This is a genomic window from Rubripirellula tenax, assembly GCF_007860125.1.
In the GTDB taxonomy this organism is placed as follows: Bacteria; Planctomycetota; Planctomycetia; order Pirellulales; family Pirellulaceae; genus Rubripirellula; species Rubripirellula tenax.
In genome coordinates this window covers 509,547-524,139 of sequence record NZ_SJPW01000007.1, presented here as the reverse complement: position 1 = coordinate 524,139, position 14,593 = coordinate 509,547, and the positions used below count along the sequence as shown (strand labels likewise).

Below are 14,593 nucleotides of genomic sequence, written 5' to 3'. Positions count from 1 at the left end.
TTCTGCCGCTTCCACCGATTTGTTCGCAATCATGTTTTTTCGCCGCCCCATCGTGATCGTTGGCCTGTTCTACCTTGCCACATCCTCTCCGCTGCCAATGTCGATGTATCTGGTTCGGCCGTTCGCAATGTCCTGTGCAAGTGCGCAAGATGCGAAAGCACCAGAGGCAAAGAAGACGTCGACGCCACCGAAGGAAGATGCAGCCGGCGATAACTCCAACGGTTCCGCCGAAGTCGAGCTTGCGAAAGACCTTCAAGCTATTCTGCAACCGTTATTCGAGTCGATTCAAAATGCGAAAGTCTCGCGTGCCACCGTCGAAATGCTCTCCGATTCCGTGCTCAGCGGGCAAGTCGTTCAGTCCGAAACGTCGACCTTTCAAATCGCGTCAGGCGAACCCGACAAATACACCGTCTACTTGAAACAGCCCCTGCAACGAACTCGTCTTTACTGTGACGGCAAGGATATGGTCGCTGCAATGGCGCCGGATGCCTTTTTTCGACTACCCGAAGTGGTATCGATCCAGGATGCCGTGACCAGTCTGCCGGTCCCCATGGGCCCCTATCCGGAACCACTTTTGGCGTTGACGTTGGCCGGCGCCGACCCCACCATCACCATGGTCGCGGGAATGAAATCCATCGACTTGGTCGATCGCGATCCGTTTCGAGAAAAAGTGCCCGCGGTCCACGTTCGCGGCGAGCAATCGGATGGGGTCAAGTGGGATCTGTGGGCCACTGACGAGGCGCCGCCGCGGCCGCTACGGCTGTTGATCGACATGACGCCGATGCTGATTGCGTCGGATCAAGTTCATGTGCCGGAAGGTTTTTCGTTTCAAGTTCGTTACGATTTCTTGACTTGGCGCATGTCCGGTGACGTCGACGACTCGCTATTCACGTTCATCCCCGCCGATGACGCGACCGAATACGCGTCGCTTGACGATTACTTTGAATCAATCGCCGGTGTTGTCGGCGAACATCCCTTGTTGGGGAAAACACCGCCCTCGTTCACTTCCCAAACGTCCGACGGCAAACGGTTCGACTCCAAATCGTTGGCCGGCCGCGTCGTCGTTCTCGATTTCTGGGCGACTTGGTGTACGCCGTGTCTGGCCGCCATGCCTGTGATCAAGAAAGTGACGGACGAATTCGCGGACAAAGGAGTCCTATTCATCGCCATCAATACCGGCGAGGAACTCGAAACGGTCCAAGAATTTCTGGATGAACGAAAACTCAAGCTGAATGTTCTGTTGGATCCGGAAGGCAAAATCGCCGACGGGTACGTCGTTGACGCAATCCCGCAAACGATTCTGGTTGGCAAAGATGGCGTCGTCGAATCGATCCACGTCGGTTTCGATAGCGAAGAAGATCTCGAGCGACAGTTGACGCAAGAGCTCGAAGTCCTCTCCATGGGAGGCAAGATCGCATCGGCCACGACACCCGAAGGCGAACCATCGACGCCACCCCAACAGTGAGGCTCAACCCAAAAACGAAGTCGTGGAATGAAAGTCGAGCGTGTCTAAAAAATCAGGCGGACGATCTCTTGCGAAATCGCCCGCCTTTCTAAAATTCCGACGTCGAAATGATGGGTCGTCGGTAATCGGGCAAGATGAGTCAAATAATGTCTCGCCCGATTCGATGTGATAGTTTTTTAAGGAAGCAACCGTCGTGCCAAGGGGCTGATCGCGCTAGACTTTTCCATTCTTGCCGCGAATAACGGTCGTGTACCCCAAAGTGCTGCAGAGTCCATCACTGCCAGCCGTCGCAAATCGAGAACCCCGATCGAAATATGAGAGCAACACCCGGGGGACATCAAAGCGATTCATCCGCTGCGCTGGTTTTGCTGAATCTGGGGCTCGCTCATTTCTAAGTGGATCAAGCTCGGGTCCTGGCATTCATTCAGCCCAATCCAGGCCCGTCAGTTTCATCAAACGCTCTTCAAAGTTACCGATCAGTCCGCCGACCAGCATCCATTTCGCGCGACACCTCAGTTCGATTTCGCCGTGCTTGTTGATCCGTAGAATCGAATCGCCACAGACTCCCGCGTCGTGAAGCTGCTTCAAGTCAATTTCGCCTTCGTTGACCACGTCCAGCAAGGTTTTTCCGGTCAATTCAATGAAATGAAGCTTCATCAGAAATACTCGTGATGGGTCACACTTGGGACCGACACAAGGCCGACCCGAACGTCCCCGATTGTAGTCACCACGATCAAAATCACGTCAAGAAAAACAGTGGCCCGAATTCGATCGGCCCCAACACCCGAAACCAGTCGCCCGAAACCAGTCGCCTGAAGCCACGGCTTCACTTGGTCACTTTGATCAAACCGTTCACCGTTTCCGCCAAACGCTGGCCGGTGAAGTCCAAAGCCGCAACGCGTCCCTCGCGGTCCAAAATTGCGACAAACGGCATCGACACCAATCCGAATTGGGCCGCGACGGGGTTGGCGACCTTCTCGGTGGCTGATGATTCGGCCCGAAAGCTTGGAAACCCCAGCGGGTTTTCCTTCAAGAAGACGTCCAACGTCTCGCCCCCTGCGTCCAAATTCATGCCCAGAATGGCTACGTCGTCGGGGTGGTTCGCTTCGATCTCTTTCAACATCGGCATGATCTGCAGCGATTCGGGGAAGCTGGTCGCCCAAAACGGCATCAGCACCACTTTGCCCTTAAAATCTTGGATGCGAATACGCGGTCCATCGACCGATGGCAGGTCTGGATCGAACGGACGGCCAAGGACACGCTGGCGCGCCTGCTTGGCTCGCACCGCCAAAGCCACCTCGCGTCCCGTTGCCGATTGGTCGTCGTTGAAACGGCGTTCTAGCACGTCGTACGTCGTCGTCATCGGATCGCTGAATCCAGCCGCTTCGAATTCCAACGCCGCTCCGGCCAAATACTGAACCGTCTGTAAATCCGCCGACTCGTCGATCAGCGTCTCGACGGCTTCTTGCCATTGGTCCATGGGGACTTCGCCACCGTCGACGATCGTTGCTCGCATTCCTTCGATACCATCGAACCGGACGTTGCCGGCAACCTGAGCCGCCATCTGAGCGATCGCAGCGTCGGGCGAATCGGCAAAGACATCGATGATGGTGTCGCGAACACGTTTGGCTTCGGCGTCGTGACCGTAGCGAGCCAGTTTGTCGCGTGCTTCGCCCATCACCATCATCGCAGGCACATCACCGGACGCGGAACTCTTTGCCAGTGCGTCAACCAATTCAACGATTCGGCCGGCCGCGCCTCCATCGCCCTGTTGCAAGCGTTCTATTGCGAAACCGATCAACACCAAACGGCTGTCCGATGCCAAAAGCGGGTCCGAGGATTGAACCGTCGTCGCGGCCAATGACTCCAATTCGGTTGCCGCCTTCAGGTCGCCCAGTGCGGCCAAGTGCGACAGCGCCTGCAGTTCACCGCGAGCTCCCTCGGACGCCATTTGTTTCGTCGCCGTGGTCGAACTGGCCAAACGACGAGAGGCTTCCAGTTTCATCTTGATGATTTGGACCAGCATCGATCGGGCCTGCTCGGGGTCATCGATTCCTGAACGACCGGACGCGATGATTTGCATGTCACGGTCGGCGCCCGCCAAAAACGCGACCAATTCGTCGGGCGTCAAATTTGCTTTCAAAGGTCGCTCGGGCATCTGCCCAGTAACCATCGACCCATCGTCGATGGGGATTCCCGCCGGAGGAACCGGAATTTCGTTGTCAGCAATCGGGCGTGCCGGTTCCCCTGGGCTAGGATCCCTCTCGCTAGGTTGATTGGAAACCGCGCCGATGCCTGACATCGCTGCCATGTTCGCCGCTTCCTCGATCGGTGCCCGATCGGATGTCTTGGCGATGGAATCCGGATCCGTCGCGTCGACGATGGGATCCGATAGCACGGGATCCGCCGGCATCGCCGGCAACCCCGAAGTATCCCCGCCACCTTCGGAAGCCGCGTACGGAGCCGATGTGGAAACCGGATCCGGTGCCTTTGAACACCCGCCAACGACCAATCCCGATACCGCCAACGCCGCAAAATACATTCGCATCATGATTTTTCCCACCCAAAAAGTGCCAACCCGGATGATAGAGGAGACAAGGAGTAGGTGACAGGGAACAGGTGACAGGGAACAGGTGACAGAGAACAGGTGACAGGGAACAGGTGACAGAGAACAGGTGGCAGGTGGCAGGTGGCAGGTGGCAGGTGGCAGCGAAGAAGCTCATTGGCGGTCTGGCGATCGGCCCCCGCTTCTCATCTTTTGCCCTTGCCTTGCCCCGCCCCCATTCCCGACCATCCTCAAACCCTGTTCCCTGTTCCCTGTCACCTGTCACCTGTTCCCTACTCCCCCGTGACCCGAATTGACCGCTATATCCTGACGCTCTTTCTGCGGACGGTGTTGATTTGCTTTTGCTCGATTGCCGGCATTTTTGTCGTCTTTCATGCATTCACCAGCATGGACGAGCTGGTCAAGCAGGGGCAACAGCAAGGCGGTCTGCTGCCCGTGATGGCCCGCTACTATGGGCCCTATATGCTGCTGTTGTTCGATTGGACCGGCGCGATCATCACATTGATGGCATTTCTGTTCACCGTTGGCTGGTTGCGTCGAACCGGCGAATTGACATCCACGCTGGCCGCAGGAATCTCGCACGGACGATTGTTGCGACCGATGATCATCGCATCACTGCTGATCGTGACCGTGCAATTGGTCAGCCGCGAATGGCTACTTCCCGACTATCGCGACGCCCTATCCATGAAGGCCAAGGATATCACCGGGACCGCCGAGCAGCCCATCTCGCCGCAATACGATAAGGTCAATCGAGTGTTGATCGACGGCCGCTCGTTGGTGGCCAAAGCGAGCACGATCCACGAACCCAGCTTCCGGCTTGACGGCGATTTTCCTGGCTTCGGCGACTTGCTGCTCGCGCCGATTTGCCATTGGATGGACGCCACCGCCGATCACGGGGCTGGCTTCCTGCTCGATAGCGTTCAGTATCCGGAAAACATCGATGAACTGCCGTCCGTGGGCGTCGCCGACCGGCCGATCCTGTTCACCAGTCGCGACCAGGCTTGGTTGAAGCCACGCCAGTGTTTCTTTGCCACGTCGGTTCATGTCGACCTGCTGCAAACCAATCAATCCGCCACGCGGATGGCTTCGGTCGCCGAATTGGCCGGTCGAGTGCGAAACCCGGCAATCCACAGCAGTCTGTCGCTGCGGGTGCTGCTTCACGAACGGATCATCCGGCCCGCGCTCGATTTCAGTTTGATCTTGCTGGGCCTGCCATTGGTCGTCAACCGTCGCGGCCGAAACCTGTTCGTCATGATCGGAGCCGCGATGGGCACGGTCTTGCTATTCTTTTTGATCAAGACCCTGTGTTCAGCGATGGGTGGAAACGGCTATTGGCTGTCCCCCGCGATGGCCGCCTGGCTGCCGCTGATCCTGATCGGCCCCGTCGCCTATCTGAGGCTAAGAGACGTCCAACTGGTGTAGGCGGGGGAGTAGGTGACAGGTGACAGGTGACAGGAAAATGCTCCAACGCCTGCACTTCGATTCTCGCCCCATTCCGACGCTACGGTTCCCAATACCTATAACCTAACTGCTAACACCTGCTTCCTCCCTGTAACCTGTAGCCTGTCACCTGTTAACTACTTCAGTCGTTATCCCGGCGATCAACGAAGCCGACAATATCGCGGCCGCGATCGAATCGGCTTTCGCTGCTGGCGCCAACGAAGTCATCGTTTCCGACGGTGGAAGCACCGACGATACGGTCGCCATGGCGACGGCTGCCGGAGCCACAAAGATCGTGCGTTCATTGCCAGGACGGGGGACCCAGCAGAACTCGGGCGCATTCATGGCCAAGGGCGATTGGCTGCTGTTTCTGCACGCCGACAACCGACTCGATGCCGACTGCATTGCCGAGATGACCGTTCATGCCGGTCGTCAGGGCAGCCGTTTCCTGTGGGGAGCATTCAAGCAGCGCATCGAGTCGCCGCGTCCGATCTACCGATGGATCGAGCAGGGCAACGCCGCGCGCGTCCGATGGCGATCAATGGCCTACGGCGATCAAGCGATCTTCGTGCGCCGCGACATTTTCAAACAAGTCGGTGGCTTCCCCGATATCCCGTTGATGGAGGACGTCGAGCTATCCAAGGCCTTACGAAAACGTGGCAAGCCGTTCCTTCTGTCGGGCCCCGTCACGATCAGCAGTCGTCGTTGGGAATCGCATGGCGTCGTCAAGCAGACGCTAAAAAACTGGCGTCTGCGAATCGCCCACGCCACCGGCACCCACCCCGCAGAACTATCCGTGATGTACGACAGGGGTGGTCGCGGGTAACAAGGGACGGGGGAAGCACGTCTCTGGGCAGCCGAAACCGGAAGCCTTACCCATGTCTCCTCAGGGGGTACTCTCGCTTCAATCCGCACAAACTACCGCCTCGTTCGGTAACCCATCCGTATGGCGGTAGATTCCTTGTCACTCACCTCAACATCGGTCATCCTTTTAGCAAGCTGTACTTTCAAACGGTCCAGCGGAAGGTTTGATTGTTAACGTTCAGCACGAACAGCGGCATTGCTCGAACTTTTGTAGATTCCAACGGGGACTTGTCACCCAAGTGGACGAAGTCCGCGCCGACGAAGCTCACCTTTTCTGTTTCCTGTCACCTGTCCCCTGTTACCTAATTAGCTCCCATTCCTATTCTGCCCGCCGAACCGGATTGCCATCCCGAACATTTGTTCGAGGATGCAGACTTGGACCAGCGGACGTGGTGGTTGGTGTACACACGAAGCCGGCAAGAGAAGCAATTGATGCGTCACTTGCGTGTTGCCGGCTTGCCTCATTACGCACCCCAAATAGCCAATCGTCGCCGATCGCCGGCCGGACGCATTCGCATCACCTATCAACCATTGTTCAGCAATTACGTCTTCCTGTGCGGCGAAGAAGAGGCTCGATACAAGGCCGTTTGCACAGGTTGTGTCCAATCGGTGGCGCCGATTGAGGATGTAGCCCACTTTGTCAGCGATCTTCGACAGATCCAAGCTCTGATCGATATGAACGTGCCGCTGACGATCGAAGATCGGATCCAACCGGGGCAACAAGTCAGAGTCAAAAGCGGCGTTTTCGCTGGCTATGAAGGCACAGTCCTGCAAAGAACGCAAGAAACAAGGCTGCTGGTTGCCGTCCGATTCATGGAGCGAGGAGTCAGCGTCAAGCTCGACGACTGCCAACTCGAAGTGCTGAGCAAAAAAACAGCGGAAGCATCGGAGTAGGTGGCAGGCACTAACAATCGTGCAGTCCTTCGTGCTACCGCGACGCGGCTTTCGGCGATCGAAACGCAAAGCAGTCAGGCGTGCTCGAATACGTTCATTTCCTATCAGCCTGTTGAAAAAGGGGTCTGACCCTTTGGGGACGTTGCTGGAACATTGTGAATTCGAAACGTCGGAGAGGGTCAGACCCCTTTTTCGACAGGCTGCTAGTCGCCAATCAATCGCTTGAGATTCTCCCCCCAACCGCATTCCCGATACGCCCGATTTCTTTGTCTGGTGTCCACGCTTGAAAACCAGTCCACATTCAACGCCCGCCTTTGGTGGGTCGCCTGTGCTTCGAATTCATGCCGCGACGCTAGACGCCTAGGCCGCTGATCCTCACATCGTGAACTCTTCCTCCCCTCTACGTATTTTGATCACCGGCGGCGCCGGATTCATCGGGTCAAATCTCGTTCGGCTTGTCCTAGGCAAGGGGCACCAGGTTCTCAATGCTGACGCATTAACCTATGCCGGAAACTTGAATTCCCTTGCCGATCTTGTCAGTCATCCGAGTTACCAATTTGTTCAGCTCGATCTCACCGACTCTGACGCCGTTGCCGATCAGGTAACAGAATTCGGACCTGACGCCGTCATGCACTTGGCTGCGGAAAGTCATGTCGATCGCAGTATTGACGGTCCCGGACAATTCATCCAAACGAACGTCATCGGCACCTACAACCTGCTGCAGGCCTGCCTCGTTCATTGGCGATCGCTTTCCGCTGAGCAAGCGGAAGCCTTTCGATTCTTGCACGTATCTACCGACGAGGTTTACGGTTCGCTAGGCAGCCAAGGTCAGTTCACCGAGACGACATCCTACGATCCGCACTCGCCCTATTCGGCCAGCAAGGCTGCATCGGATCACTTGGCTCGGGCTTGGCACGACACCTACAAACTGCCCGTGTTGGTGACCAATTGCAGCAACAATTACGGTCCCTATCAATTCCCGGAAAAATTGATTCCGGTCGTCATATTGAAGTGCCTTCGCGGCGAAAGTATCCCAGTCTACGGCAAGGGTGATAATATTCGCGATTGGCTCTACGTAGACGATCATTGCCGCGCACTCTTCGACGTCGTTACCAAAGGCACGCCCGGCGAAACTTATAACATTGGCGGCAATAACGAGCGCAACAATTTAGAGCTCGTCGAAACGCTTTGCCACCTTCTCGACGAACTGCGACCTTGTCCATCCGGGAAATCACACTCCGAAAAAATCACATTCGTTACCGACCGGCCCGGTCACGATTTGCGTTACGCGATCGATGCCAGCAAGATCAAGCGAGAACTTGGTTGGGAGCCGGTCGAAAATTTTGAAAGCGGGTTCCGTAAAACGGTACTGTGGTACCTCCGTCACGAATCTTGGTGGGAAGACATCGTCTCGGGTGACTACAAGCTCCAGCGGTTTGGAGTATCAAAATAACCGTGGTAACGCGTAAAGGCATCGTACTGGCGGGCGGATCGGGTACACGACTGCATCCGGCGACACGTGGGATCAGCAAGCAATTGCTGCCGATCTACGATAAGCCGATGATCTACTATCCGTTGTCGGTTTTGATGCTGGCCGGCATTCGCGAAATATTGATCATCTCAACACCTGAGGATCTGCCGCTATACCAACGCACGTTGGGTGACGGTTCGGACTTTGGAATCGAGCTGTTCTATGCCGTTCAGCCGAAACCCGAAGGGCTAGCACAGGCCTTTCTCATAGGCGAATCGTTCATTGGTGATTCCAACGTCACGCTCGTCCTAGGCGACAATATCTTCTACGGCCAGGGGTTTTCTCCGAAGCTGAAGTCCGCATTTCAAAGGGACTCGGGTGCAACGGTGTTCGGATACCAAGTGCAAGATCCCGAGCGTTATGGCGTGGTAGAGTTCAATGGTGCTGGCAAGGCAGTTTCGATCGAAGAAAAGCCTTCACAACCCAAGTCGCAGTTTGCCGTCACCGGGTTGTATTTTTACGATCATCAAGTCGTCGAAATTGCAAAAGCGGTTCGCCCCTCGCCGCGGGGCGAATTGGAGATCACATCGGTGAACCAAGAGTATTTGCGGCGTGGGCAGCTGCATGTCGAAATGCTCGGACGTGGGCATACTTGGCTCGACACCGGAACCCATGACAGCCTGCTCGAGGCTTCTATGTTTGTGAAAACAATCCAGCACCACCAGGGCTTCCAAGTCGCCTGTCTGGAGGAGATCGGGTTTCACCACGGTTGGCTGACCGCCGACCAGATTTCCGCTCGCTTTGCCGATGCAAAAACCGAATATGGACGCTACCTCGTGAACCTGACAAGTTAGCTTAATGATGAACATCCATCGAAAGGCAACTCTTTGTCCTTGGCGTTCGTTCGCCATGCTGTTGTCCCTGATTGCGTCCACAGCAGATGCGACTGCGATTGCACAGGAATCCGTAGCTTCAAAAGGTACCCAGACACAGAAAGAAGCGATTCCAAGTCCGGCGCAGCAAGACAAATCACTGGCACTCCTTCGACAACTGTACGCGAAAGAGTATTCGAACAAAGCACGGGGCGCTCAGGCTCATTTCGCGAATTCGCTCTTGGAAATGGCGGCCAAGTCAGAAAATTCTGCTAGCCATCATTATGTGATTTTGAATGAGTGCCTTGATGTCGCCGTCAAAGAGGGAGTGATTCCGGTCGCATTTGATGCGATACAACAACTGGAATCGCACTTCGCCATCGATCTGGCATCCAAGCGACTGGACTTGGTCAGCCAGATATCTAGAAACGCGTTATCGTCGATGAACGTGACCTTGATTCATGTTCGGACCCGTGATTGGATCGATGAGTGGGTTCAGCAGGACGACTATGAATCGTGCGAGCAACTCTTGCAGTTGCTCGGTCGAATGGCCCAGCGAAGCAGAAACGTCGGAGTAAGGGACAGTGCCAATGCGAGGCTGAAAGAATGCAAGCTGCTCGATCGCAAGTTCGATGACTTGAGATCGGCGAATGCAGCGTTGAAAAAAGATTCCAACGATCCAGTCGCCAATCAAGCGATCGGTGAGTTCTATTGCATCACGAAAGGCGATTTTACTCGGGGGCTGAGCTATCTGGCAAAGGGATCCCCCGACGCGCCGGCCGTCATGTACGCCAAAGCAGAGTTGTCGGGCGACAGATCATTCGACAAGCAAGTCAAGCTTGCCGATGCGTGGTGGGATTTCTCAGACGATCTGACCGTCCGAGCACACGCAGGCGAAATTTATCAAGCATTGTTGCCCGAATCGACTGGCCTAAAACGTAAATGGATTGAAGTGCGATTGGCCGAATTGGGAGCGATCAAAAACAGTCAAAGCAACAGCGGGCTGCAATCCATCCTTGGAAAGGTTTGGAAAGTAACTTGGACCAACGGCCACCCGACCTGGGACAAAGCAATCTTTCGACCCGACGGATCCACAGAATGCCATGTCTCAGGGAGTGTGTACGCAAACAGGTTCACTTCGGATGTGGACCGGCTAATTTTGACAGCTAAAGATGGAGGTAGCTACTTCAATATTCGCATTGCGGGAGCGACCCTTCAGTGCCAAAAAATTGACGCCGCAACAGGCAAGATACTCCACGAAGGAACCGGGTTGGAGATATCAGGCAATTGAAAGTTTTGTCACAGATAGGTTCGAAAGCTTGCCTTCCAAAATGCGGTTCTTTATGGCCCTTTGAATTCGCCGATATCAAGATCGAAATGTTAAGTAAATTGATTTTGGTCTGCAAAAAACTCTCAGCGCTCTCGTCCACTAGCCAATACGCTCGATGAACAAACCGATCTACGTTACGCAACCCTCTCTGCCACCACTGGAGGAATTCATCCCCTACTTGCAGCAGATTTGGGACAACAAGATCCTCACGAACAATGGGCCGTTTCACAAACAGTTGGAGCAAGCGCTGTGTGACTACCTGGGCGTTGATCACCTCGCTCTGTTCGCCAACGGCACAATCGCATTGGTGACTGCACTGCAGGCGCTGCGAATCAGGGGGGAAGTCATCACCACACCGTATTCTTTCGTTGCAACGAGCCACTCGCTCGTTTGGAATAATATTACACCCGTCTTTGTGGATATTGATCCAGACACGGGCAATTTAGATCCGGAACGAATCGAAGAATCGATTACGCCAGCTACAACAGCGATCTTGCCGGTGCATTGTTACGGCAATCCCTGTGACGTTGAACGCATTGGAAAGATCGCTGACACGTATGGGCTAAAGGTGATCTACGACGCGGCGCACGCGTTTGGGGTGCAGCACAAAGAAGAAAGTTTGCTTCGGCACGGGGATTTGTCAGTTCTCAGTTTCCATGCGACCAAAGTCTTTAACACGTTCGAAGGCGGTGCCATCGTTTGTCCGGATGCGAAAACGAAGCAGCGCATTGACTATTTAAAGAATTTTGGCTTCGCAGACGAAGTGACCGTTACAGCGACCGGTATCAACGGCAAGATGAGCGAAGTGAATGCGGCTTTTGGTTTGTTGCAATTAAATGGCATCGACAAGGCGTTGGATCGGCGCAGACAAATCGCAGCCAACTACCGGCACTTGCTCCATGGCGTGAAGGGTATCTCATTCATGCCCGAAATTACCGATACCATAAGTAACGGGTCCTATATGCCAATTTTGGTGGGGAAGGATTATCCACTGACTCGCGACCAGCTTTATCAAAAACTGAAAGACCATGGCATCAATGGCCGTCGGTATTTCTTCCCGTTGATTAGCGATATGCCAATGTATCGCGGATTGGCGAGCGCGAACCGCGAACGGCTTCCGGTCGCTCGGCAGCTAGCAAATCAAGTCATTTGCCTGCCCATTTTTCCCGATCTTTCAGATGATCAACTCAACCAAATTGTCGATCGCATTGCGACTATCGATCGGTAGCCGAAGCGAGGGTTTGGAGATCCTGCGGGGACATCTGTTGTCCGCTTGCGAACTGTTCTGTAGGGGCATCAGCACGACCTAGCAGCCTGCTGAAAGCTGAAACATTGTGAATTCGAAACGTCGGAAAGGGTCAGCCCCCTTTTTCAACAGGCTGCTAGAGCAGGCAAGAAACTTAAACAGATTGGCAGGAATTAAGACAGATTCCTAGCTTGCCGAGCTTACATCGAAAGAATCGATGCCTGTCCCACTTTTCGAACGAGATTGTTGTTTGCCGTTTGATCCTCAAGGTGTTCGCAGCCTGATCGCAAAATCTAAATAAAATGTTGCGCCTGCATCGCTTCCAATGTAGGGCATAGCGACGGAAAAAGGCGTTTCGCTAGTCGCAATGCGTTCTACGGAGTCGCGTTCGCAACGGATTTGGTTGTGACGTTGTCTGGAATTCAAATTTTACGCGTCTGCAAGTGTAATTAGCCAAACGTGAAAATGAGACACGCATCACAAAAGCAAGCCGTTGTAATTTTTTCCGGATTTAACATGCGAGCTGTCGTCGCATTCTGTCGGAAGGCAACAGCTTTGAATGTGCCGTTCTGTTTGGTGGCTTCTTCGCCAGGAGATCCAATTTTTCAAACGCAGTACTCAGGCTCAGTCGTTCTAACACGGCAAACAAATGACTTATGCATAGCCGACATGCAAAATTGGTTTCATGAAATTCTTGTAAGCAAAAGTCTCGACCGATTGATGGTGCTGCCGACGTCCGAATTTCTAAATCGCTTTTTATTGGACCACAAAGCAGAGCTTGAAGATGCCGGTCATTCGGTTCCGCTAGTCGACAAACAACTTTACAACCGCATTTCTGACAAACAATCGTTTGTGAAAATCTGTGCGGATCACGGACTTGTTGTGCCCCAAGAGTTCATTGATCAGCCGGCGAAACTTCCCTTCGTCGCAAAGCCTAAGCGGTATGCCGCCGTCAAAACCGGGCGGCAGCTCAAGCCCTGGTTGATCAGTTCGGAATCTGATCTGCAAAAATTTCAAGCAGTTGAGAGTCCAGGCGAATTTTTCTTCCAGGAGTTTGTTGTTGGCAAGAGCGTCTATTTGCTGTACTTCGTTTCCCAAGACGACAAACACGTCGTTTACTCTCAAGAAAACCTGATTCAGCAAAGCAATGGTGGGTCGATTGTTGTTGCGACTCAATCGAGCGAGCACAGCGAACCGATTGCTCAGCAGTATTTGGATATGTTTAAATCGCTCGGCTACTCGGGGCCCGTGATGGTGGAGCTGAAAGTCACCGAGGACAATCATGTCATGATTGAAGCGAACCCTCGGTTTTGGGGGCCCTTGCAATTTGTGGTGGATAGCGGTGTTCCAATTATTGAATCCTTTCTATCCGCAAACGGATTTTCATTGCCCACCAATGCCGTCTCGCCGTTGCCTGCCTCACACGGCAATGATGTGCGGTATTTTTGGTCGGGCGGAATGTCAAAATCCGCGCAGCCCTTTGTTTTTCACAACTACAACGCAAACAGATTCGTGGATGATTTTCCCGATTTGAAAAGGCATGATGTCTTTCTCAGGGACGACACAATCAATTTATACCTTAGCGAATTCAGAGACAAATGATGGGCATTCAGCATTTAAAAGAACTCTACAGCAAAACCAGTAAGCATTCTAATTACCAGGTTCTTTCTTCACGTCTTCGGGATCTGATCGGCACAGGGGACTTGAGTGTCAACTCCCGATCAGAGTTGCCCCGATTGTCGTATATCGCGCAACGCGTAGATGTTGCAGGCAAAAGTATTTGCGATATTGGGGGCAATACTGGTTTTTTTACCTTTGAATTGCTTGACCGTGGCGCCAAAGAAGCTCTTTACTTTGAAGGTAACGTGCATCACGCCAATTTTGTTAGAGAAGCGACTGCAGAGTTGCAGTTGCTCGATCGCGTGCAGGTAAAGAACCAATATTTTACGTTCGATGACAATTCGACATGTTTGGAAATGAGGGTTGATGTTTTGCTGTTGCTCAATGTGCTTCACCATGTTGGTGATGACTATGGTGATCAGTCCATGGTGATGCAGCGAGCGCTCGAGCAAATCAAAGAATCGCTTTTAAATATTCGTGATTGCGCCAAGACGCTCATTTTTCAATTGGGGTTCAACTGGAAAGGAAATCGAGAATTGCCGCTATTCAAGAATGGGACGAAGCGAGAGATGATTGATTTCATTCGTTCCGCTACAGCAGGTGTTTGGAATGTTGACCATATTGGAATCCCTACCCGCAAGAGTGGGGGCATTGTTTACGAAGATCTCAGCGAACAAAACATTGCCAGAGACGACTCGTTAGGTGAATTTCTAAACCGTCCGCTTTTCCTGCTTTCGAGGTGCTAGTTCGCTCAATGGAATGTAGCGTTTGCGATCGTATGCTGGTTTGTAGCCGTGGGAATTCAAGAATTCACCATGGGCGTCG

At 53.6% G+C, this 14,593-nt stretch carries 12 protein-coding genes; 10 read left to right on the top strand and 2 right to left on the bottom strand.

Annotated features, from left to right (window positions below; genetic code table 11):
* Positions 1 to 31 precede the first annotated feature (31 nt).
* Positions 32 to 1,465 carry a redoxin family protein gene (locus Poly51_RS25560; protein ID WP_186775805.1) on the top strand — a complete coding sequence of 478 codons (1,434 nt, stop codon included), beginning with the start codon at positions 32 to 34 and terminating at the stop codon, positions 1,463 to 1,465.
* Positions 1,466 to 1,885: 420 nt separating this feature from the next.
* Here the strand turns inward: Poly51_RS25560 and Poly51_RS25555 are convergent, their stop codons facing one another.
* Both Poly51_RS25555 and Poly51_RS25550 read right to left on the bottom strand, forming a co-directional pair.
* Entirely contained in the window at positions 1,886 to 2,122 is a 237-nt protein-coding gene (locus Poly51_RS25555) for a hypothetical protein (RefSeq protein ID WP_146461430.1), read from the bottom strand.
* Positions 2,123 to 2,291: 169 nt separating this feature from the next.
* Positions 2,292 to 4,016, bottom strand: a complete 1,725-nt coding sequence (locus Poly51_RS25550; RefSeq protein ID WP_146461428.1) for a TlpA family protein disulfide reductase — start codon at positions 4,014 to 4,016, stop codon at positions 2,292 to 2,294.
* Between the two features lie 297 nt (positions 4,017 to 4,313).
* Here Poly51_RS25550 and Poly51_RS25545 point away from each other — a divergent pair, with 297 nt between their 5' ends.
* The 9 genes from Poly51_RS25545 (at position 4,314) to Poly51_RS25505 (ending at position 14,514) form a co-directional block, all read left to right on the top strand.
* Entirely contained in the window at positions 4,314 to 5,453 is a 1,140-nt protein-coding gene (locus Poly51_RS25545) for an LptF/LptG family permease (RefSeq protein ID WP_146461426.1), read from the top strand.
* Between the two features lie 148 nt (positions 5,454 to 5,601).
* The gene (locus Poly51_RS25540; RefSeq protein ID WP_146461424.1) at positions 5,602 to 6,297 is read left to right on the top strand and encodes a TIGR04283 family arsenosugar biosynthesis glycosyltransferase; all 696 of its coding nucleotides are present in this window, start codon (positions 5,602 to 5,604) and stop codon (positions 6,295 to 6,297) included.
* A 395-nt stretch (positions 6,298 to 6,692) separates the two neighbouring features.
* Positions 6,693 to 7,229, top strand: a complete 537-nt coding sequence (gene nusG / locus Poly51_RS25535; protein WP_246114765.1) for a transcription termination/antitermination protein NusG — start codon at positions 6,693 to 6,695, stop codon at positions 7,227 to 7,229.
* Between the two features lie 382 nt (positions 7,230 to 7,611).
* Positions 7,612 to 8,682 (top strand): dTDP-glucose 4,6-dehydratase, encoded by a 1,071-nt coding sequence (gene rfbB, locus Poly51_RS25530; RefSeq protein ID WP_146461420.1) that lies wholly within the window; start codon positions 7,612 to 7,614, stop codon positions 8,680 to 8,682.
* Positions 8,679 to 9,554 carry a glucose-1-phosphate thymidylyltransferase RfbA gene (rfbA, locus tag Poly51_RS25525; protein ID WP_222435930.1) on the top strand — a complete coding sequence of 292 codons (876 nt, stop codon included), beginning with the start codon at positions 8,679 to 8,681 and terminating at the stop codon, positions 9,552 to 9,554. The genes rfbB and rfbA overlap by 4 nt, the downstream gene beginning before the upstream one ends.
* 7 nt (positions 9,555 to 9,561) lie before the next feature.
* The gene (locus Poly51_RS25520; protein WP_146461416.1) at positions 9,562 to 10,863 is read left to right on the top strand and encodes a hypothetical protein; all 1,302 of its coding nucleotides are present in this window, start codon (positions 9,562 to 9,564) and stop codon (positions 10,861 to 10,863) included.
* 154 nt (positions 10,864 to 11,017) lie between these two features.
* Positions 11,018 to 12,130 (top strand): DegT/DnrJ/EryC1/StrS family aminotransferase, encoded by a 1,113-nt coding sequence (locus Poly51_RS25515; RefSeq protein WP_146461413.1) that lies wholly within the window; start codon positions 11,018 to 11,020, stop codon positions 12,128 to 12,130.
* 483 nt (positions 12,131 to 12,613) lie between these two features.
* Positions 12,614 to 13,750, top strand: a complete 1,137-nt coding sequence (locus tag Poly51_RS25510) for an ATP-grasp domain-containing protein (protein ID WP_146461411.1) — start codon at positions 12,614 to 12,616, stop codon at positions 13,748 to 13,750.
* A complete protein-coding gene (locus tag Poly51_RS25505) occupies positions 13,747 to 14,514 on the top strand; it encodes a hypothetical protein (protein ID WP_146461409.1) in 768 nt (255 codons plus the stop codon). Before Poly51_RS25510 ends, Poly51_RS25505 begins: the two co-directional genes overlap by 4 nt.
* Positions 14,515 to 14,593 lie beyond the last annotated feature (79 nt).

Excerpts from the sequence above, each read along its gene's own strand:
- Poly51_RS25560 (WP_186775805.1), top strand. The coding sequence starts at position 32 with ATGTTTTTTCGCCGCCCCATCGTGATCGTTGGCCTGTTCTACCTTGCC.
- Poly51_RS25555 (WP_146461430.1), bottom strand. The coding sequence starts at position 2,122 with ATGAAGCTTCATTTCATTGAATTGACCGGAAAAACCTTGCTGGACGTG.
- Poly51_RS25550 (WP_146461428.1), bottom strand. The coding sequence starts at position 4,016 with ATGATGCGAATGTATTTTGCGGCGTTGGCGGTATCGGGATTGGTCGTT.
- Poly51_RS25520 (WP_146461416.1), top strand. The coding sequence starts at position 9,562 with ATGAACATCCATCGAAAGGCAACTCTTTGTCCTTGGCGTTCGTTCGCC.
- Poly51_RS25515 (WP_146461413.1), top strand. The coding sequence starts at position 11,018 with ATGAACAAACCGATCTACGTTACGCAACCCTCTCTGCCACCACTGGAG.
- Poly51_RS25510 (WP_146461411.1), top strand. The coding sequence starts at position 12,614 with ATGAGACACGCATCACAAAAGCAAGCCGTTGTAATTTTTTCCGGATTT.
- Poly51_RS25505 (WP_146461409.1), top strand. The coding sequence starts at position 13,747 with ATGATGGGCATTCAGCATTTAAAAGAACTCTACAGCAAAACCAGTAAG.